We start from the raw sequence: 19,783 nt of genomic DNA on the forward strand, positions 1-19,783 counted from the left end.
CAATGTTTCCTCAGCAAGGCATTTCTGCACCTTTGCGTGAGTAATACCACCAGGTAATCGCCATGCAGGAAATATAAAACGCGATAAACACATACAAGGCGGTGTCTGGTGCGCCTGTCATCTTGATGGAAGTACCAAAAGTTTGTGGGATAAAGAAGCCGCCATAGGCACCAATCGCCCCCGAGAAACCCAGCACAGCCGCTGACTCTTTGGCGGCTTCCACACGTGCCTGGCGCAAGGCGGCTTCGCCTTTGCCGAGCACGGCGCGTTCTCTCTCGGTCATGAAGATCACCGGTATCATGGCAAAGGTGGAGCCATTACCCAGGCCAGTCAAAACAAACATACAGATAAAAGACAGCAAGAACATCATGAACTGGTGTTCATGCAAACCTGGCAAAATACCCAGCAAGATCACCGCCACCATCGCCACAAACACCCAGAAGGTCAGGCGGGCACCGCCCAGTTTGTCTGCCAGTATGCCGCCAATGGGACGGGCCAGCGCACCAGCCAGGGGGCCAAGGAAAGCAAATTTGGCGACTTCCACTTCAGGAAACTGGGCCTTGATCAGCATCGCAAAGCCAGCAGAAAAACCGATGAAAGAACCGAAAGTACCAACATACAACCAGCACATCAGCCAGTTATGTTTGCGTTTGAAAATCACCGCCTGGTCTGCAAAAGAAGCCTTGGCAGAAGCGATATCATTCATGCCAAACCAGGCCACCACCGTAGCCACGACGATAAAAGGCACCCAGATAAACCCGGCATTGGCCAGCCAGAACATTTGATCCGTATTCGTTTTGGCCTGATGGAACAGGTAACCATCACCAGACACTGCTGCCCCAAACATCGCCGAAGAAATGACAAACGGTGTCAAAAACTGCACCACGGACACGCCAAGGTTACCAATGCCGGCGTTCATGCCTGTTGCATAACCCTTGCGTGCCTTAGGGAAAAAGAAACTGATATTGGCCATGCTGGAACTGAAATTACCACCACCAAAACCGCACAGCAATGCCAGCACCAGCAAGGTTGAATAACTGGTGGTGGGGTCTTTCAGCGCAAAGCCCATACCAACCGCCGGGATCAGCAGACTGGCGGTGGATATGGCAGTCCATCTGCGGCCACCAAAGACCGGCACCAGGAAAGAATAAAATATGCGCAGGGTTGCGCCCGACAAGGCGGGCAAGGCGGTCAGGAAAAATAGCTGGTCTTTGCTAAAGTGAAAACCTGCCTTATCCAGATTGGCAGCCACCACACTCCATAACATCCAGACAGAAAACGCCAGCATCAGACAGGGAATCGAAATCCACAAATTGCGGCTGGCGATACCGCTACCCTCTTTCCGCCAGAATTCAGAATTCTCTGGTTCCCAATGACTTAATACATGACTCATGTCGTACTCCTTTTATATCGTTTTGCTACGGATACTCAATAATCTGACTGCTTTATTGCTCAGGCTGGCAAGGCTGCTTGCGCTGCCATCATGCCCTCGCGGCGGAACTGGAAGTGCATCCACACCAACGACACGCAGACCGTGCCATACAAGAGCATGAAACAAGAACTGCGTACGCCGGTGATATCCACAATTGCACCAAACAGGATAGGCAAGACAAAGCCACCCAGACCACCCGCCAGCCCGACAATGCCGGACACTGCGCCAATATTGCTGCTGTAATCGTCAGAGATGAATTTGAATACCGATGCCTTGCCAACTGCCATGGCAATGCCAACCACGAACAGCAATATCGTGAACAGCAAAGGGGTCAGGCTAATGTGAAAACTTTGTGGCCCGCGTACAGTCTGGATAGTGAAATCAGTTTGTGGATAAGACAGCAAGAAGAAAGCCACCCAGCAAACCCACATCACCCACCAGGTCACTTTGTAAGCGCCATATTTATCTGACAGCCAGCCACCAAATGCACGCAAAACACCGCCGGGCAAAGAGAAACAGGCTGCCAGCAGCGCGGCTTCTTTCATGCCAAAGCCATACTCAGTGACATAGTATTTGGTCATCCACAAACTCAAGCCGACATAGCCGCCAAACACTACCGAGTAGTACTGGCAATAGCGCCACACCTTGGGGTCTTTCAGCATGGACAACTGGGTCATGAAGCTGACATTTGATTTCACGTTGTGAGCAGGATCAGTGGCGGAAAACACCCAGAAGATCAGGGCCGCAGCCGCCATCATCACGGCATAGACCTTTGGCACCAGGGTCCAGCCCGCCGCTGCAATCAGCGCAGGCGCAATAAACTTGTTGACGGCAGCACCAGAATTGCCAGCCCCGAAGATACCCATGGCCAAACCCTGACGGTCTTTCTTGAACCAGCGGGCAACATAAGGTGTGCCTACCGAAAACGAGCCACCGGCCAGGCCAACGAACAAACCCAACACCAGGAAATGCCAGTAAGCCGTGGCATAACTGATCAGATAGATCGGGATTACGGTGAACAGCATCAGCAAAAAGAAGACGATGCGGCCACCAAACCGGTCAGTCCAGATACCCAAAGGCACCCGTATCAAGGACCCGGTCAGGACTGGCATGGCCGTCAGCAAACCGAATTCTGTCTCGTTCAAATTGAGACTGGCCTTGATGGGGATACCAATCACCCCGAACATCATCCAGATCGTGAAACAAACGGTGAATGCCAGCGTACTGGACCCTAACACCGCATTAGCTTTGCCTTCCCTGGCCATGATTAACTCCCTATGCTTTTATCAGTACTGACAGCATAGGGACGCAGGCACAGGAAAGAAATTCGCCGTTAGGTTGTCAGGGTGCAGGCAAAAGGAGGGCTTGCTAGTCCGGAAGAACTAGCTGGTAAGAACTAGCTGATAAGGACTAGTGAAGTGTCACAAACATTAACTACAGTCTTTGAACGGCGAGCAAATTCACGCTACACCCCGGCAGTTTTTGGTCAGCATTGCAAGCATCAAAATGTTTTGTGCTATCATCGTCTTAAACTTTACATTACTGACGCCCGAGAGGCCTCAGCACAGAGAGCACAATGCAGACCAAACTACTTTTGTCAGGCTTACTTTTATCTGCATTTTCTTCGGTGCTTGCCCTGTCTGGTTGCAAGGACAAGCCTGCCGCTCCTTCTGTCAGCACGGCAGTCAGTGCTGATGATTCCTATAAAGTCAGTCCCAGCCCCTTTGCTCGAGCTGCCTATTCCTGGTGTGATGCCACGCATCTGGCCATCACCGTCAAATCCAGCGACGAAACACAAGCACTGCGCAACTTGTACCTTGATCTTGCCCATCCTGACCAGGCGCAGCCTATAGAATTCAGCGACGAACAGGGCAAGAAGCCGCGTTTTTCCGTCGCTGATTGCCGCGACAACAAACTGCTGATCGCTGCTGAGAGCACAGGCAAATATCCAGGACCTCATTACCAGGATGACTTGTACCTGATGCCTCTGGGTAAGCCCGCGCAGTTGCTGATGGTGGCAAAAGACAGCCCGGCTACCCGCGTCAGCCTGTCCGGTAAGTATCTGCTGGCCAGCATGCCGCGCACTCTGGATGGAAATGGCTACAAGCTGGACCCACAATGTACAAGATTTGCCAGCACAGAATTCAAGACCCTGTGCTGGGACGTGAAAGACAACGATATCCTGGCGCTGTCGCGCTTCGTCATCCAAAAATACCTGTGGCAGGACAGGGTGTCGGTACGTGTACCCGGTGCCGGTTTCAAGGACGTGCCCAATACCAAACCCGCCATGCAGGCTGAGGCTGGCAAGCCAGCGATAGAAAATGCCATCCTGCTCAAGGACCTGAACAATAAACTCATCGCCCGGCTTGATGATGACCCACAGTTCGAGACTTACTGGATGACTTCGTATACCACCAATCCTGATGAAAGCATGTTGTATGCAGCCTGCAAGCGCAAGGGCAAGTCAGCTTTCACCACGGATTTCGACAAGGTTTGCCGCTATCGCCTGGACGGTGCGGTCCATGCCTGGGAAGAAGTATTCAGCTTCCCGCTGTCCGACCAGATTAAAAAAGGCATACAGGAAATCAGCATCGATGCAGGCGGCAACGTTTACTTCTCCATGCCAGGCAGCAGCGGCAAAGAGGGGGGTATCTGGAAGTTTGATGTCGCCAAAAGCAGGGTAATTCAGATCGTGCCAGGTGAAGCCAATCAATCCGATGGCAAGCCCAGTATCTCTGCCGATGGCAAGACACTGGTTTTTGAACGTGAAGGTGCTCTGCACTTCGCCTATCAGCAAGGGGAAGCAAAATGAATGGTTTTGTCGGCAAGGAAGTCGCCCGCCAGGTTTCAGAAAATGTCTACCAGGGCACGTCTGGCGCTCAACTGCCGGCGGGGTATCAGATCGATAAGAGTTTTGCCAACAAAGGCGAATTCAAGGGCGATAACGGCGTGTACATGTATGCCTTGATGCCCACTGCAGACAATACCAGCGTACCCCCCAACACCCGCATACTGGGTATGCGCGGGACAGAAGGAAAAGCCACCGACGTCTATGCCGACATCGCCGATGTAGGGCATGGTCAGTTTGGTGCGGCGAAGCCTGCTGTCAATGCCTGGCTGGCCAATAACATCAAGGCTGGCAACAATATAGAAGTCACCGGCCACAGCCTTGGCGGTGCACTCGTGCAATGGACTGTCAATGACAAGAACCTGCAGGCGATAGCCGACATACCCATGCCGCCTTCAAAGCAGGGGCTGCCCATGGCAGATATACAGTCGCACTTGCATTTCACGACCTTCAATGCGCCTGGCATATCCAAGGTACCGGGGACTACGCCGCAAGACCGTACCAGCGGCATCAGTGGTGAACACCATGTCATTGCCTTTGAAAAAAAGCCCGGCGCCATACTGTACTCCGGCGATCCTGTACATTTGCTTGGCGGTGAGCATGTTGGCGGTGCCATGGTGGCGCACAGCCCCAATTATGCGGGTCAGAGCTTTATTGAAGAACATGTAGCCCATTCCATCGTTAATAAATCAGGTAACTGGAATGCCCCGGTGCTGCCAAATTACAAGGCCCCGGCGATTGATGCCAGTGAATACCAGGCCTATGTCAAGACCATGATGGGCGCACTGGGCCAGGACGGCCAGCCCAAAAGCGAGTCACAGGCTGCTGCCAAAGCGGCATTGGCAATCTATCTGGCAGGCGGCAAGCTCGGCTATGAAACCATCAAATCGGGCGTCAATACAGTAGTTGATTACAGCGACAAAGCCATCAACTACGCCAGCCAGACCGTCAAGCTTGGTGTCAATACCGTGGCCGATGCCGGTGGCAAAGCATATGAAGCAAGCGCCCATGCCGTCAAGAGCGGCGTCAATACTGTCGTCGATTACAGTCAAAAAGCCGCCAGTGCTACTGTTCAGACCGTCAAGCTCGGTGTCAACACCGTGGCCGATGCCGGTGGCAAAGCATATGAAGCAAGCGCCCATGCCGTCAAGAGCGGTGCCCATGCCTTGGTAGATTATGGCAGCAAAGCCGTCAATGCCACCACGCAGACCATCAAATACGGTGGCCATGTCGTGGCAGATACCGGGGCCAAGGCATACCACGCCATGGCTGAAGGCGGAGTCAAGGCATACAAGGTCCTGGAAGATACTGCAAAGTCTGGCGCACATGCTGCGGTTGATTATGGCAGCAAGGCGGTCAATGCGACTGCTCATGCAGTCAAAGCCGGCACCAACATCGTGCTCGATGCCGGCAGTGCCAGCCTGGATAAGATGGCAAAACTAGGCATGGAGGGGCGCGCCATGCTCAGCAGGTCAGCGATGGATCTGGGCTTGCTGTCTGCGCCATCGACACCGTCAAGCCGCATGGTGGAACGCGCCAGCCCACCGCCTTCAGAGGCCGCCAATCACAGGGTCAAGCCTTAGCACCTGTTGGCGATCTAATGGAGAATGGGCAGAGTTTTAAGCCACCACAACTTCACATGAAACAAGCCAGGCATCGCCTGGCTTTTTGCGTTGGCAAATCAGTTTCTTGCAAAAGAATAAGGCTGGCATCAACCAAAACCAGCATACCCAATGAGAATGGTGCTGTGCTATATTCCTTGTGAACAATAAAGCATGATTTCAATCATCTTTGCACTCACTACCCATCCTCCAGGAAAACGGCATGTATAAAAATAAAGCGCCCAACTTCGTTCGCACTATCCTGATATCCAGCCTTTGCCTGAGTAGCAATTTCTTGCATGCGGCAGACGCCCCTGTCCTTCCGGAAACCATGGCCATCAAGGCCGGTCGCGTGCTGGATGTGGAAACCGGCAAGGTCTTGCGCGACCAGTTGATCGTCATTGAAGGCGAACGCATTACCGCCATCTCCCCGGTGGCCACCACCGCCATCCCCAGCCATGTCAAAGTGATCGACCTCTCCAGATCAACAGTCTTGCCCGGCCTGATCGATGCCCATACCCACCTGACCAGTAATCCGCACCAGCATGGTTATAGTTCACTGGGCACATCTGGCGTGCGCGCCGCCCTGTATGGTGTCCGGGCCGCCCGTGACACCCTGAATGCCGGCTTTACTACCGTTCGCGATGTTGGTTCTGAAAGCTTTGCCGATGTCGCCCTGCGCGATGCCATCAACGATGGCGATTTCCCCGGCCCGCGTATACTGGCATCTGGCTATGCGCTGGGGATCAAGGGTGGCCATTGCGACAATAATTTGCTGCCAGCCGAATACAATGAAGTCGCCAAAGGCGTGGCCGACGGCCCCTGGGCCGCCCGCAGCAAAGTGCGTGAAATGGCCAAGTACGGTGCCGATGTCATCAAGATTTGCGCGACCGGTGGCGTATTATCCAAGGGCAATTCCCCAGGGGCGCAACAGTACACCCTGGAAGAAATGCAAGCCATTGTGCAAGAAGCACACAAACTGGGCCGCAAGGTGGCTGCCCACGCCCACGGTGCCAGCGGCATCAGCGATGCCATCCGCGCAGGCGTCGATTCTGTCGAACACAGCAGCCTGATTGACGAAGAAGGCATCAAATTGGCCAAACAACATGGCACATGGCTGGTCATGGACATCTATAATGACGACTATATTCTCAGCGAAGGTGAAAAAGCCGGTTTCTTGCCAGAATCACTTGCCAAGGAGAAAGAAATAGGCCAGAAGCAGCGCGATAATTTCCGCGCTGCCCTGAAAGGCGGTGCACGCATGGCGTTTGGTTCAGACGCTGGCGTCTATCCGCATGGTGATAATGGCAAGCAGTTTTATTACATGGTCAAGTATGGCATGACACCCATGCAGGCCATACAGGCAGCCACCATCAATGCGGCAGATTTGCTGGGGCTGAAAGACAAGCTCGGCAGTATCAAGGTCGGCAAACTGGCAGACATCATTGCTGTTGATGCAGACCCGCTGGTGGATGTGACCAGCCTGACCAAGGTGAGTTTCGTCATGAAGAATGGCAAGGTGTATAAGTAAATTTTCAACATCAAGACCTCTCACCACAGAGGCACAGAGTCACAGAGAAGGTCAGAAGAAAACCAATAGATTATGGTTATTTGATTTTGATTTCTCGTTTTCCATTTTAGAAAGTAGCAATGAATCAAAAACTCAGCATAGATGAATACGACGCACTGGAGCAATTAAGCAAGCTGCCGCGCAATACCAAACCGAATGCCTGTATCAGCCGCAATGCCAAGCGCCTGTGCGGCATCAAGTTCATGACCTACCGCAAGGACGGCACACTGGAACTGACCGATGCAGGCAGGCAAACCCTGTTCATCAAACAATGCATCGATGGTTTGCGTGCGATTGCCAATGACCCGGACGCCATCCTCCCCGGCCCGGTAGCCACCTTCCTGGGCAAAAAAGCCCACGTCGAAGTCAATGCAGAAACAGGCAAGATGACAATTACCCAGCGAGGTCTGGAATGCCTGGCGGATATTGATGCGCAGATGGCGCAGGGGAATAAGTAAGCGGCGAAGCGGGCGTCAGGCTGTGCAACGTATTTTAGGCAGATGCACTGGCGTGTCTTGCAAAAAGCTTGCATGACAAATAGGAGGCATCAATATTGTATGCTTAAATTTTGTTCGGCAGATAAATAAGAAGCGTGAAAGTACAAAAACTCCCGACAAAACAAAGAGTCTCACATTAAAAATAGAGTGATTGAATGTTTATACCAATGCACGAAGTCGATGACGAATTTATGTCTGCAATGCCACAGCGAGTTAAGTTGTCGACGATTGGTTTACCCCGGCTTTTAGAAGAAACAAAAACGAACATCGCGAGTTTAAACATCTTATCAACTGTCGCAATTTGTACCGCTGAATTTAACTATTTAGTCGATGCAAAATCTCCCGCCGTTTTACAATCACTGGAAATTTCCAGACAGGCATTAAACGCTCTGTTTGCGTGTGCGACAAGCATAACATCTGCAACCGTAGTTCAACTTGGGAATGGTGAGCCTGTCACATTAATGGGTAAACCGGACGAGAGTTCAATAGATGTCGCGGACTGGCAAGAAGCCTTTAATCTGAACCTGATATTCAGGGACTGGAATGAGATTCACAAACTTTGCAATGTCCCCACAGAACTTCTGCGTGCCTCCTCTACAGGATCCGCTGATCATCACTATCTCTACAAAGACGCACTTTGTGCATACATAAAGGGTGAGCCAAATGTCATTGACCTAATCCATGCAGCATTAGAGGCAACAGATCCCACCAGACCAGATGTTGATAATGTCAGCTACACATTGACAAATTCGGTGCCAAATATTGCCTTGCTAATGTATGTTGTAAGCAAGGATGTGAGATTTGAAGAAGGGATGCAAAATGCTCTTCAGAAGCATCGCCAATATCTCGGTGAATCGAAAGAAAATGCCCATAATTTTGGAGGATTTATAGCAACTGACTTATTGGCACTAGCGGTATTGGGGATGAATGCAGGCCTCCGTTTTGAAGTTGAATCACCGTATTTGCCGATGTATCTCATAAAAAACGAGCCCGTAAACACAGCCAGTCCCAACGCAGTCATGCGCATGCTGCACGCGCTTAAGGCCTACTGCCATTCAATATTTACACGCATCAGTCAAGCCACTCAAGGCCGCTGACACTGTTGACCAGGCGCTGCTTTGCGGATCAATCACAGCAAAATGCCCGGCATCGGGCAGCAATACCAATTGCGTTTTGGGAAAAGCCTGACAGTAAGCTTCAGGCACAACTGGTGGCACAACTTTATCGAGGCTGCCTTGCAACACCGTCACTGGCACTGCTGGTGCGGGTAACTGCATGGGGTCGGCGTCAGGGCGTTCAGCCGGATTTTTTCCTAGAAACTTCAACACTGCGCCATCACCCAGATTCAACTCATGCGCCATGCGCAGATCAGCAGCAGGTGCCAGGGCAAGCACACCTGCCAGCATTGGTGTCGCACATTTGACTGCAGCCCACAGTACCAGATGCCCACCGGCAGAGTGCCCGATCAATATGATCTTGCCATTGTGTTGCGCCACTTGGTGTGGCAACATTTCTATCGCGCTGGCGATATCTTCCAGGCTGGCGTCAGGCTTGCCGGGGATGCGGCGATATTCTGGCGTGATAACCGTCCAGCCTTCTGCGGCCAGCGCGCTGGACATGGCCTCGGTATGCTGCCTGTCATATTCTGGTTTCCAGAAGCCGCCGTGTATCAACATCAGCAGTGGGCGCTGTGCGCCATCCTTGCCAAAGCGTATGTCGGCTACCTGGTCTGCATGACTTCCATAGACCAGGCTGTGGTCAGGCGGGTTGCCCTTGCGGGTCAGGATGGAAAGGTCTTCTGTCATTTTTTTACTCTGCGCCCCAACAAAAACGCTACAAAAATCCCTAGCGCTGATAAACCTAGTGCACCGAGGTTGCCGATGAGGATGTAGGGTGTGATGCCGGTATAGCCCTGCACATTCGCTGCCAGCACGGCGCGGGTATTCTCAGGCAATAATTGCTCTACCGCGCCACCTGGGACTATGACAGCAGTAGCACCGGTATTGGTCGCCCGCAGCATGGGGCGGCCAGTTTCGAGGACGCGCATCTGCGAAATCTGCAAATGCTGGGGGATGGCGAAAGAATTACCGTACCAGGCAAGATTGGAGGCATTCAGCAAGATACTGGCGACAGGCTGGCCTGCGGCATGTTGGGAGGATAATTGCGCGGCGATTTCTTCACCGAACAAATCTTCATAGCAGATGTTGGGCAACACCCACTGGCCAGATACTTTCATGGCTGGCTGTATCGGGCCAGAGGTAGAAAACTCGCCCATGGGGATGGACATCATTTTCACGAACCAGCGAAAACCTGGCGGGATAAATTCACCAAAAGGCACCAGATGATGCTTGTCGTAACGGTAAGGCTGGGCATACTGGCGCGACATGCCAAGCACGCTGTTCGAGTATTGTTCACCACCATCATGCACGCCCACACCAAGGATGACGGTACTGGCCGTATCTTGCGCAAAGGTGTTCAACAAGGGCAGATAATCGGGCGGCAGTTGCGAAGTCAGCATCGGCAACGCGGTCTCTGGCGTGACGATGAGGTCAGCCGGAGTTTGCGTGATCATGTCGTGATACAGGGCCAGCGAGTCGTTCAGATGTTCCTGGCTAAACTTCATGTCCTGTGCGACATTGCCCTGCAACAGGCGCACCTGTATGGACTGGCCTTGTGGACTGGTCCAGCTGATTTTCTGCAAGCCAAAGCCAGCACTAAATACGGCAATCACCAAAGCAGGCAGTGCCAATTTTTCCCTGCGGCTACAATCCGTCACCAGCAACAGGGCCAATGCTGCAGCCAGCAATGCATTCAGCCAGCACAGCCCCAGCACACCGATGACAGGAGCGAAACCGGCCAGCGGGCTATGGGTATGGGCATAGCCAGAGATAGTCCAGGGAAAGCCGGTTAAAAAGCAGATGCGCAGCCATTCAGCCACAGTAAACAAACCGGGCAAGATCAGCAAGCCAGCGACGGTGGAAGAAATTTTCCAGCGCTGTTGCAGCCAGCGCGTGCCCCAGGCGGCTGCAGCCAGATAGATGGACAAGGCCCCGGTCAGGAACATCAGGGCCAGCAGTGACAATACACCGGGCAAACCACCAAAGACGGTCATGGCGTACACCAGCCAACTGGTGCAGGCTGTCAGCCAGCCCAGGCCATACCCCCAGGCCAGCCAGCCTGCGCGTTTGCGGCTGATGGCGTGATCGCCTTCACGCAAGACCTGGCTGAACAACAGCGCCAGGCTGATGATCTGTACTGGCCAGAAATGGAAAGGTGCAAACGACAATACGTTCAATCCCCCTGCCACCAGCATCAGCAGGAAGGATGAACGTACAGAAAGTGACGATAACAAAGACCTTGCAGCCTTAATCATCGGACCGCACGGCAGATCTTTGTTCCACCAGCAGCATTTGTACTTCACGCGCATCGGCGCGCAAGACTTCAAAGTACAGGTTGCCTATCGAGAATTCATCGCCCATATGCGGCACCTCGCCCATATAGTCAGCCACATAGGCACCGATGGTTTCAGCATGGTCAGACCCCAGCGTCGTGCCCAGGGTGTTGTTGAATTGCTCAAGATCGGTCCAGCCCTTCATGCGCCAGCGTTTGCCATTACCCTTGCCTTCCAGCGCCAGGATATTGTCTTCTTCTTCCTCGAAGTCGTATTCATCTTCGATATCGCCGACGATTTGTTCCAGCACGTCTTCAATCGTGATGAGACCAGAGACACCGCCGTATTCATCCACCACCATGGCAATATGATTGCGGTTGGCGCGGAAGTCACGCAGCAGGATATTGAGGCGCTTGGATTCAGGGATATAAATGACAGGGCGCAACATGTCGCGCACATCAAATGCATCCGAGGCGTAATAGCGCAGCAAGTCCTTGGCGAGCAAAATACCGACGACCTTGTCACGATCACCATCAACAGCCGGGAAGCGGGAATGCGCTGTCTCCAGCACTTCGGGCATCCATTCTTGTATGGGATTGGAAATATCGATGACATCCATCTGCGCGCGCGGCACCATGATATCGCGTGCGCATAGGTCAGATACCTGGAACACCCCTTCTATCATTGCCAGTGCATCGGCATCGATGAGGTTGCGTTCTTGCGCGTCGTGCAACACTTCCAGCAGCTCGGCGCGGTTTTCAGGTTCAGGAGAAATCAGGGCGGTCAATCGTTCAAACAATGACCTATGGGGTTTAAGGTCAGATGGTCTGACCTTACTAGAGTGCTCTTGCATAATAGGCTTAACGCCGTTGTTTCAATCCTACAGAATACAACAAATGTAGGGAGTTTCCCAAATTTTGCAGTACTTAGTTGCAAAAAATATAGTGTTTTCATGCCGAAATCGAGAAATTTCGCTAAAAACAGACAAGCGCTCAAAAAAGCATCACAGCGTCATGAAGCTGTCATCATTGTCGCCTGAAAGACGTGAAAACCAGCTGACAAGGGCAAAATTGCCTCTGCCAACTGGTGAAAATGAGATCGGACACTTATTTGGTTTTCAAGAAATGATACCCGCAGGCAATCAGCAAATCATCGACTTTCTCTACATAAGTGAGCTTGGGTTCCAGTTGCTGGGTCGCCGGGTTGATGAAGGTGTACTCCGCACTCCAGCCAGAATTACCCTTTTCTACTGCCTTGTAAAAACTCTTGATGATTTCGACACCATTCTGGTCTTTCAAATCCATGATGTTGACGCCTATCATTTTTTTCAGAGCAGTATGCGCCACAGCCGTGCCCTTGGGATCGAGTACGATCAGGAATAATTCCCTGTCCCTGAATTGTCCAGCCTGGTCACTAAATGCTGCTAGCGACTTTTCGCGGCCATTGGCCTTATAAAAAGCCACCGCTTTTTTCACCATCGCCACCGCCTCTTCCTTGGTGGCCCTCTCTGCTGCCTGCGCCATGCCTGACCATGCCAGCACGCTGACTGCCATCATTACGGAAAAAAACCACTTTTGCAGTTGTTTCATTTTCATTCCTTTCAAGTGCAGATGAATTAAGCCAGCCTGGCACAGTAAAACAGGCAAGCCGCTGAACACAAACGAGACGACGGTTTTATCTTATGCAACTTTGCAGGCAGTCAATAAATAGTGTGATTGATTTCACGATGTTTTTTACTTGAGGCGGAACTGATTTCAAGTTAGTTGGCAATTTTCCCATGGCGCCAGGGCACGGTTTCTGATTCAACTTCCGGCTCGTCCTGTTCAAGCACACAGTCCAGACTGTAATTTGCCACTTGCAAAGGCAGGCTGGTCTGCACTGTCAGTTGTTCCAGCTCATCTTTTTGCACACCCAGCACCAGCAGATTTTTTTTCACGTCACCGAGCAAACCTTGCAAAAACCTTGGCAAGTTGTCTGCATGACCAGCTGAGGGCAGGCATAACCAGCGCAAGCTTCCCCGTCCATTCATGGCAGAAATGATTTCACCCGCTTGATTACCCAGTGTAGGCGGTATTTTTCGACTCAACCAGCAAAGCTCAGGTAGAGGCTGTGCCTGTTGCTTTTTTGAGCGAAATTCTTGTATTTTTTTCCTTGCCTGATCTGCATTTTGCAATTGCCGGCTGGCGTAGCCCCAGCGCTCCATGTAATGACTGACCGTACGCAATGGCAACCTGATCCCCGTTTGTTGCTGCACCAGCATGGCCATGGCATCCCGCCCCCACAAGTGATATGCCAACCCATAGGCCGATGGCGCAGCACTTTCTATCATGCCTCTCAGGAGTTGCTCCTGTACCGCAGTCAGCAAGCGTTGCTGGCCATTTTTACGGCCGCGCGCAGCGGGCTGCGGGACGACATTGCCAGCCTGCTCGTAGAGCTTGATGATTTTAACGACACCGCTATAACTCATATTGAGTTTGCTGGCGATACGCGCCCTGCCCTCTCCCGTCAAATGCAGGGCGACAACTTGTTTCCTGATGTCGTAAAGAGTATCGTCACTAAGACTGCGGATATCTGTTTTTTCTGCGTTCAAGATAATAAACCCGGCTGGACAAAGATGCGGAGCTTAGTGCACACAGGGTGGCGAGCGCATGTGCAGGAAGTCATATGACTTTTCACACATGCAATGTTTGGGTAAGACCAGTACAGTGCGGATTTTTCGCCAGGTACGCAAAGAAGAATGCAGCGAGGGTCAACATGGAAAGCAAGGAAACCAGCAATGCCAGCCAGGATGTGGCCGCACTGGCCCTGTTCGTCATCGACAACTCGCCTGCCATGATGGCTTACTGGAATGCGGATTTGATTTGCCAGTTCTCCAACGATGCGTATGCTGACTGGTTTGGCAAGTCACGTGCAGAAATGAAAGGCATTGCCATGCGCGATGCCCTGGGTGAAATCTTTACGATGAATCGCAAGGAAATTCAGGGTGCACTGGCGGGCGCAAAACAGGTGTTCGAGCGTGCCGTCCTGGTCGCCGATGGCAGCCTGAGACATAGCCTGATGACTTATACTCCCCGCTTCAAGAGTGGGAAGGTACATGGCTTTTTTGTCCATGTGGCCGATGTCACGCCACTCAAACTGGCCGAAGTTGAACTCAAGTCCGCCTATGCCGAATTAAAAGCTACCCAGATACTCTTGAGTGATGCGGTACGTGAAAATGAAAGAGTGCGCATCGCCCGCGACTTGCATGATGTCCTTGGTCACCACCTGACAGCGCTGAATCTGCATCTTGATCTGGCGCTCAGGCAAGCTTTGGAACAAGACCAGCATGCAGCAAGCAGCAAATCACTGGCCATTTCACGCGATCTGGCGCAAAACCTGTTGAATCAGGTACGCACCGTGGTTGCCATGGAACGCAGCAATCATGTCAGCGATGTGCGCCAGGCCTTGCAGTCACTGTGCAGCGCCATACCTGAGCCTGTGGTCACACTGGAATTTGCCAGCAATGTCGAACTGCAATGCCCGGTGATGGCACATACGATTTTTAGTTGCGTGCAGGAAGCCATTACCAATTGCATACGCCATGCCAGGGCGAAAAAACTGCATATCCACCTTGCCCGCCAGCAAGATGGTATTGTTTTACTGATGATGGATGATGGTAAGGGCATCAGCAAGGAAGAACAAGGCCATGGCTTGGCCGGCATGCACGAACGTGTCGCCGAGCTGGCTGGACGCATGCACATCAGCAGCCAGGCGGATGAAGGTTTTCACATCCACATCTGGTTGCCACAAAAAGAAGGGCAACCATGATACGCGTCATCCTGGTCGACGATCAAAACCTCATCAGAACCGGCATCGCCGGCTTGCTGGCCATGCTGCCGGATATACTGGTCGTAGCAGAGGCCGCCAACGGCGAAACCGCCATTGAACTGATAGAGCAATTGCAGCCAGACGTGGTTTTGCTTGATGTCAGGATGCCAAAAATGTCAGGCATAGAAGTCTTGCAAGAATTAAATGCGCGCCAGCACTTGCCAGCTACCATATTACTGACTACCTTTGATGATGACGAAGCGCTGTTTCATGGCATGCGCGCTGGCGCCAAGGGGTTTTTGCTCAAGGATATCTGCCTGGAGAGGCTGAGTGCCGCGATCCGTAGCGTGGCCCGGGGCGAATCCCTGTTCCGGCCTGCCATTACCGAACGTGTCTTGCATGGCCTGCAAGAACTGGCACCTGCCTATGTGGCAGAACAATTGCACGACCCCCTGACGCAACGCGAAATCGAGATCCTGGCTCTGATGGCGGGAGGTTTCAACAATCGTGAAATTGCCGACGCACAAGGCACCAGTGAAGGCACAGTGAAAAACCAAGTATCGAGTATATTGTCTAAACTGGCTGTGCGTGACCGGGTGCGGGCAGTTTTGCGCGGACTTCAACTAGGGATCATTTAAATTTCCCTAAATTACACTATTCACTGCCACATTTTTTTTCAATTACCATTGAGCATCAATCACCGCTGAAGTAAGGCGTGTTGACATGTCTGCCAGACAAAAGATAAGTCAATACGCCCAGGCATCAAATACTTGGGATAGAGCAATCACGGATGATGAGTTGATGAAAAAAAGTGGCGACAAAGCCCACCCCCCTCCCATAGAAAATGCGGCCATCGCACTCAAGGTCATCGACCACCTGAGTGCCATGACCGGCTATTGGAATACCGATCTGATTTGCCAGTTTTCCAACAGCGCCTACTCGCACTGGTTTGGCAAATCAAAGGAGCAGATGCGCGGTATCTACATGCGAGATGCGCTGGGGCCTATCTTTGAAAAAAACCTGGCCAATATACAAGCCGTCTTGCGCGGCGAATTACAAATTTTCGAACGCGAAGTCGTTATCCCTGATGGCAGCATACGCCATAGCCTGATGACTTACACACCCGACATCGTCGATGGCAAGGTTTGCGGTTTTTTTGTCCATGTGGCCGATGTCACCCCCTTGAAAAAAGTCGAATTCGAGCTGGCTGCCGCCAAGGAAGCCGCCGCTGTCGTGGCCGAACAAGAACTCACTACCCTCAAGCAAACCAACGCCACACTGGAACGCCTGGGTGCCATAGGCCAGGACATCACGGCCCACTTGGAAACCAGCGTGGTCTGCCGCAGCCTCTACCGCCATGTGGCAGGTTTGCTGGAAACCAGCAGCTTCAGTGTCTTGCTGGTGGATGACAGCAGCCTCAGCCTGCATCCAGCCCTGCATATGGAGTCAGGACAGGAGCGCGAACACAAAAACATCGAACTGACTGACCCCCTGCACCCCTATAGTACCTGCGTGCGTGAACTCAGGGATATCTGCATGGATATCCCGCCCGACCATGCCAGCGATTTCAGCCCTGCTGCCGATGCCGATACCTGCACCAACCGCACAACCCTGACTGACCGTGATGATGTACATAGCCTCTTGTGCTCCCCCCTGCGCGTGGCAGAACGTACCATAGGAGTGATGGCCTTGCAGGCACAACGTGCGCAAGCCTATGGCGAACGCGAGCGTCTGATCTTCAAGACCCTGTGCGCCTATGGCGCGATTGCACTGGAAAACGCCTTTGCCTACCAACGCCTGCAAAACGCTCAGGAACAACTGGTGGCGCAAGAAAAAATGGCGGCGCTTGGTTCTCTGGTCGCAGGAGTGGCGCATGAGCTCAACACGCCTATAGGCAACAGCGTACTCACCGCCTCAACCTTGAGTGAAAAAACTGCTGTCATGGCTGAACAACTCAAGAACCAGTCACTGCGCCGCTCTGACCTGGAAATTTTCATCAAACAGGTTCAGCAAGCCAGCAATCTTCTGATTCATTCACTCGACAGCGCCGCCGACCTGGTCATGAGTTTCAAACAAATCGCCGTCGACAGAACCACCGCACAAAGGCGCGAATTTGATTTACGCAAGACCTGCCATGAGCTATGCGCCACCATCGTCAACCAGATCAACGCCCGCCAGCATCAACTGATCCTTGACATACCAGATGGCATCCTGCTTGACGGCTATCCCGGCCCTTTGGGCCAGGTCATCATGAACCTCATCAACAACGCCTTGCTGCATGGCTTTGAACATGTATCAAGTGGAAAAATTATCATTTCAGCTATCGCCATAAACAAAGACAAGGTACAGATCCGGCTGGAAGACAATGGCTGCGGCATGAATGAACATGTGCTGGGGCACATCTTTGATCCCTTTTTCACAACAAAAATGGGGCGCGGAGGGACTGGTTTGGGCCTGTCCATCAGTTATAACATCGTCACATCCATACTTGGGGGTAAGATAAAGGCGTATAGCCAACCAGGCATGGGCAGCAGTTTTACACTGGATTTGCCACGCCATGCGCCTTTGCAATGATTTGGGACCGGAGCAAAACAACACTATGGCGACAGTCAACGCACAAGAACAGCGAAAGGTGATTTTTGGTTCTTCCCTGGGTACCGCTTTTGAATGGTACGACTTCTTTGTGTTTGGCACTCTGGCTGCCATCCTTGGCCCGCTGTTCTATTCAAAAGAGCTGGGTGAAACCGGCGCCTTCCTGGCAGGCCTGGCCACCTATGGTGCCGGCCTGGTCCTGCGCCCTTTTGGCTCGCTGATTTTTGGCCGCATGGGTGATGTGGTCGGCCGCAAGACGACCTTCATGATGACCATGACCTTGATGGGTGTTTCCACCGCCGGAGTAGGCTTGTTGCCGACTTATGAAACGGCAGGCATCCTGGCCCCCATCTTGCTGGTCATCCTGCGCTGTCTTCAGGGACTGGCGCTCGGAGGCGAATACGGCGGTGCCGCCACCTACGTGGCAGAACATGCCCTGCCGGGCAAGCGCGGCTATGCCACTGGCTGGATACAGATTTGTGCCAGCCTGGGGTTTTTCATGTCCCTGGTCGTGGTGCTGGCTTGCCAGTCCATCATGGGTGAGGCTACCTTCAAAAGCTGGGGCTGGCGCATCCCCTTCCTGATCTCGGTATTACTGTTTGGCGTCTCGCTTTATATACGTTCAAAACTCAATGAATCCCCGGTGTTTGCCGCTCTCAAAGCCAGCGGCAACTTGTCAACTGCCCCGGTGCGTGACAGCTTCGCCAACTGGAGTAATATGAAATACGTCTTGCTTTCCCTGTTCGGCGCGGTCGCCGGGGTGGGCATAGTCTGGTACACCGGGCAATTCTATGCCCTGATCTTCCTGCAAAAATCCCTCAAGGTAGATTTTTCCACTGCCTATATCCTGATGTCGGTCGCGCTGGCACTGGCGATACCGTTTTATGTTGTGTTTGGCACTCTTTCCGACAAATTTGGCCGCAAGCGCCTGATGATGCTGAGTTTTGTGCTGGCCAGCGTCAGCTACATCCCCTTGTTCCAGGCCCTCACCCATTTTGCCAACCCGGCGCTGGAACAGGCCATGGCCCGTACACCAGTCCGCATGCAATCGAATGAATGCAGTGTGCGCCTGTTCGCTGGCCCCGCCAGTGATTGCGATAAAGTGAAAGAATTCCTCAACACATCAGGCGTCGCCCACAGCCTGCAAACCAGCAACCAGGCTGGTGTCACCACTAGCATAGGCTCAGCCAGCATTAATGGTTTTGACACCAGGGCCATCAAAGCCGCGCTGGAGCAAGCTGGCTATCCGGCCAAGGCTGATCCTGCCGCCATCAACAAGCCCATGGTCGTGCTGATCCTGTTCATGCTGGTGTTTTATGTCTGCATGGCTTACGGCCCCATTGCCGCCTACCTGGTTGAGCTCTTCCCTACCCGCATACGCTACTCCAGCATCTCCCTGCCCTACCATATAGGCACGGGTTACTTCGGCGGCTTCATGCTGTATTTCGCCACCCTGATCGCCACCAGCACGGGCGATATCTATTCCGGCCTGTATTACTCGATCGCCGTGGCGCTGATGTCTTTGCTGATAGGCGGATTGTTTTTGCCAGAGACCAAAGACTGGGATATCAGTCGATAATTTGAGCTGGCGTGCCAGACCCGCCAGTTATGGCAGTTTCAACACTGTTTAAAAGCGGGAGGATCAACTATGATCAATACGGTCATAAAAATCTAACCAGGAGAAACCGTGTACCTCATCGCCAACGTACTGACCGGCATCGTCGCCGCCCTGCATATCTATTTCCTGGTACTGGAAATGTTCTTGTGGGACAAACCCATGGGTTTGCGCACCTTTCGCAATACACCAGAAAAAGCAGAAACCACCAAGGTACTGGCAGCCAACCAGGGTTTATACAATGGTTTTTTGGCGGCTGGCCTGATCTGGGGTTTGCTCATGGGTGGACCCGAAGGCTTTCATGTGAAGATTTTCTTCCTCACCTGCGTCATCATTGCCGGTGCCTATGGTGCCTATTCAGTCAGCCGCCGTATTTTGTACATACAGGCAGCTCCGGCTTTGCTCGCTTTAGTGTTGTTGCATTTTTAAA

Annotated in this window: 17 protein-coding genes; 10 read left to right on the forward strand and 7 right to left on the reverse strand. The window is 52.6% G+C overall.

Annotated elements, in window-relative coordinates; all coding sequences use genetic code 11:
- Positions 1–10: 10 nt before the first annotated feature.
- Together H8L47_RS18670 and H8L47_RS18675 are read right to left on the reverse strand one after the other, a co-directional pair.
- Positions 11–1,393 (reverse strand): NarK family nitrate/nitrite MFS transporter, encoded by a 1,383-nt coding sequence (locus H8L47_RS18670; RefSeq protein WP_186955117.1) that lies wholly within the window; start codon positions 1,391–1,393, stop codon positions 11–13.
- Between the two features lie 59 nt (positions 1,394–1,452).
- A complete protein-coding gene (locus H8L47_RS18675; protein ID WP_186955118.1) occupies positions 1,453–2,697 on the reverse strand; it encodes an MFS transporter in 1,245 nt (414 codons plus the stop codon).
- 311 nt (positions 2,698–3,008) lie between these two features.
- Between H8L47_RS18675 and H8L47_RS18680 the strand changes: the two genes are divergently transcribed.
- From H8L47_RS18680 to H8L47_RS18700, 5 genes are all read left to right on the forward strand, one after another.
- Entirely contained in the window at positions 3,009–4,244 is a 1,236-nt protein-coding gene (locus tag H8L47_RS18680) for a TolB-like translocation protein (RefSeq protein ID WP_186955119.1), read from the forward strand.
- Positions 4,241–5,863 (forward strand): hypothetical protein, encoded by a 1,623-nt coding sequence (locus tag H8L47_RS18685; protein ID WP_186955120.1) that lies wholly within the window; start codon positions 4,241–4,243, stop codon positions 5,861–5,863. The genes H8L47_RS18680 and H8L47_RS18685 overlap by 4 nt, the downstream gene beginning before the upstream one ends.
- A 241-nt stretch (positions 5,864–6,104) precedes the next feature.
- Positions 6,105–7,412, forward strand: coding sequence for a Xaa-Pro dipeptidase (locus H8L47_RS18690; protein ID WP_186955121.1), 1,308 nt, complete (start codon positions 6,105–6,107; stop codon positions 7,410–7,412).
- 119 nt (positions 7,413–7,531) lie between these two features.
- Positions 7,532–7,909: a hypothetical protein gene (locus H8L47_RS18695; RefSeq protein ID WP_186955122.1), complete on the forward strand. Its 378-nt coding sequence runs from the start codon at positions 7,532–7,534 to the stop codon at positions 7,907–7,909.
- Positions 7,910–8,103: 194 nt separating this feature from the next.
- On the forward strand, positions 8,104–9,045 hold the full coding sequence (locus H8L47_RS18700) for an immunity 49 family protein (protein ID WP_186955123.1): 942 nt from the start codon (positions 8,104–8,106) through the stop codon (positions 9,043–9,045).
- Here the strand turns inward: H8L47_RS18700 and H8L47_RS18705 are convergent.
- The 5 genes from H8L47_RS18705 to H8L47_RS18725 form a co-directional block, all read right to left on the reverse strand.
- Entirely contained in the window at positions 9,004–9,753 is a 750-nt protein-coding gene (locus tag H8L47_RS18705; RefSeq protein WP_186955124.1) for an alpha/beta hydrolase, read from the reverse strand. The two genes, H8L47_RS18700 and H8L47_RS18705, sit on opposite strands and share 42 nt — an antisense overlap.
- Positions 9,750–11,300, reverse strand: a complete 1,551-nt coding sequence (gene lnt, locus H8L47_RS18710) for an apolipoprotein N-acyltransferase (protein WP_230413816.1) — start codon at positions 11,298–11,300, stop codon at positions 9,750–9,752. Before lnt ends, H8L47_RS18705 begins: the two co-directional genes overlap by 4 nt.
- A gap of 13 nt (positions 11,301–11,313) precedes the next feature.
- Entirely contained in the window at positions 11,314–12,192 is an 879-nt protein-coding gene (locus tag H8L47_RS18715) for an HlyC/CorC family transporter (protein ID WP_186955126.1), read from the reverse strand.
- Between the two features lie 253 nt (positions 12,193–12,445).
- Positions 12,446–12,928 (reverse strand): cache domain-containing protein, encoded by a 483-nt coding sequence (locus H8L47_RS18720; RefSeq protein ID WP_186955127.1) that lies wholly within the window; start codon positions 12,926–12,928, stop codon positions 12,446–12,448.
- 170 nt (positions 12,929–13,098) lie between these two features.
- Entirely contained in the window at positions 13,099–13,929 is an 831-nt protein-coding gene (locus tag H8L47_RS18725; RefSeq protein ID WP_186955128.1) for a helix-turn-helix domain-containing protein, read from the reverse strand.
- Positions 13,930–14,093: 164 nt separating this feature from the next.
- On the opposite strand from H8L47_RS18725, the gene H8L47_RS18730 reads away from it, so the two are divergent.
- From H8L47_RS18730 to H8L47_RS18750, 5 genes are all read left to right on the forward strand, one after another.
- Positions 14,094–15,146: a sensor histidine kinase gene (locus tag H8L47_RS18730; protein WP_186955129.1), complete on the forward strand. Its 1,053-nt coding sequence runs from the start codon at positions 14,094–14,096 to the stop codon at positions 15,144–15,146.
- Complete coding sequence (locus H8L47_RS18735) at positions 15,143–15,784, forward strand: response regulator (protein ID WP_186955130.1); 642 nt, start codon at positions 15,143–15,145, stop codon at positions 15,782–15,784. The genes H8L47_RS18730 and H8L47_RS18735 overlap by 4 nt, the downstream gene beginning before the upstream one ends.
- An 85-nt stretch (positions 15,785–15,869) precedes the next feature.
- The gene (locus H8L47_RS18740; RefSeq protein ID WP_186955131.1) at positions 15,870–17,720 is read left to right on the forward strand and encodes an ATP-binding protein; all 1,851 of its coding nucleotides are present in this window, start codon (positions 15,870–15,872) and stop codon (positions 17,718–17,720) included.
- A 25-nt stretch (positions 17,721–17,745) separates the two neighbouring features.
- Positions 17,746–19,317: an MFS transporter gene (locus tag H8L47_RS18745; protein WP_186955132.1), complete on the forward strand. Its 1,572-nt coding sequence runs from the start codon at positions 17,746–17,748 to the stop codon at positions 19,315–19,317.
- Positions 19,318–19,434: 117 nt separating this feature from the next.
- A complete protein-coding gene (locus tag H8L47_RS18750; RefSeq protein WP_370868571.1) occupies positions 19,435–19,782 on the forward strand; it encodes a DUF1304 domain-containing protein in 348 nt (115 codons plus the stop codon).
- The last annotated feature ends 1 nt before the right edge of the window (position 19,783 follow it).

Source organism: Undibacterium umbellatum, assembly GCF_014284125.1.
GTDB classification, from domain to species: Bacteria; Pseudomonadota; Gammaproteobacteria; order Burkholderiales; family Burkholderiaceae_D; genus Undibacterium; species Undibacterium umbellatum.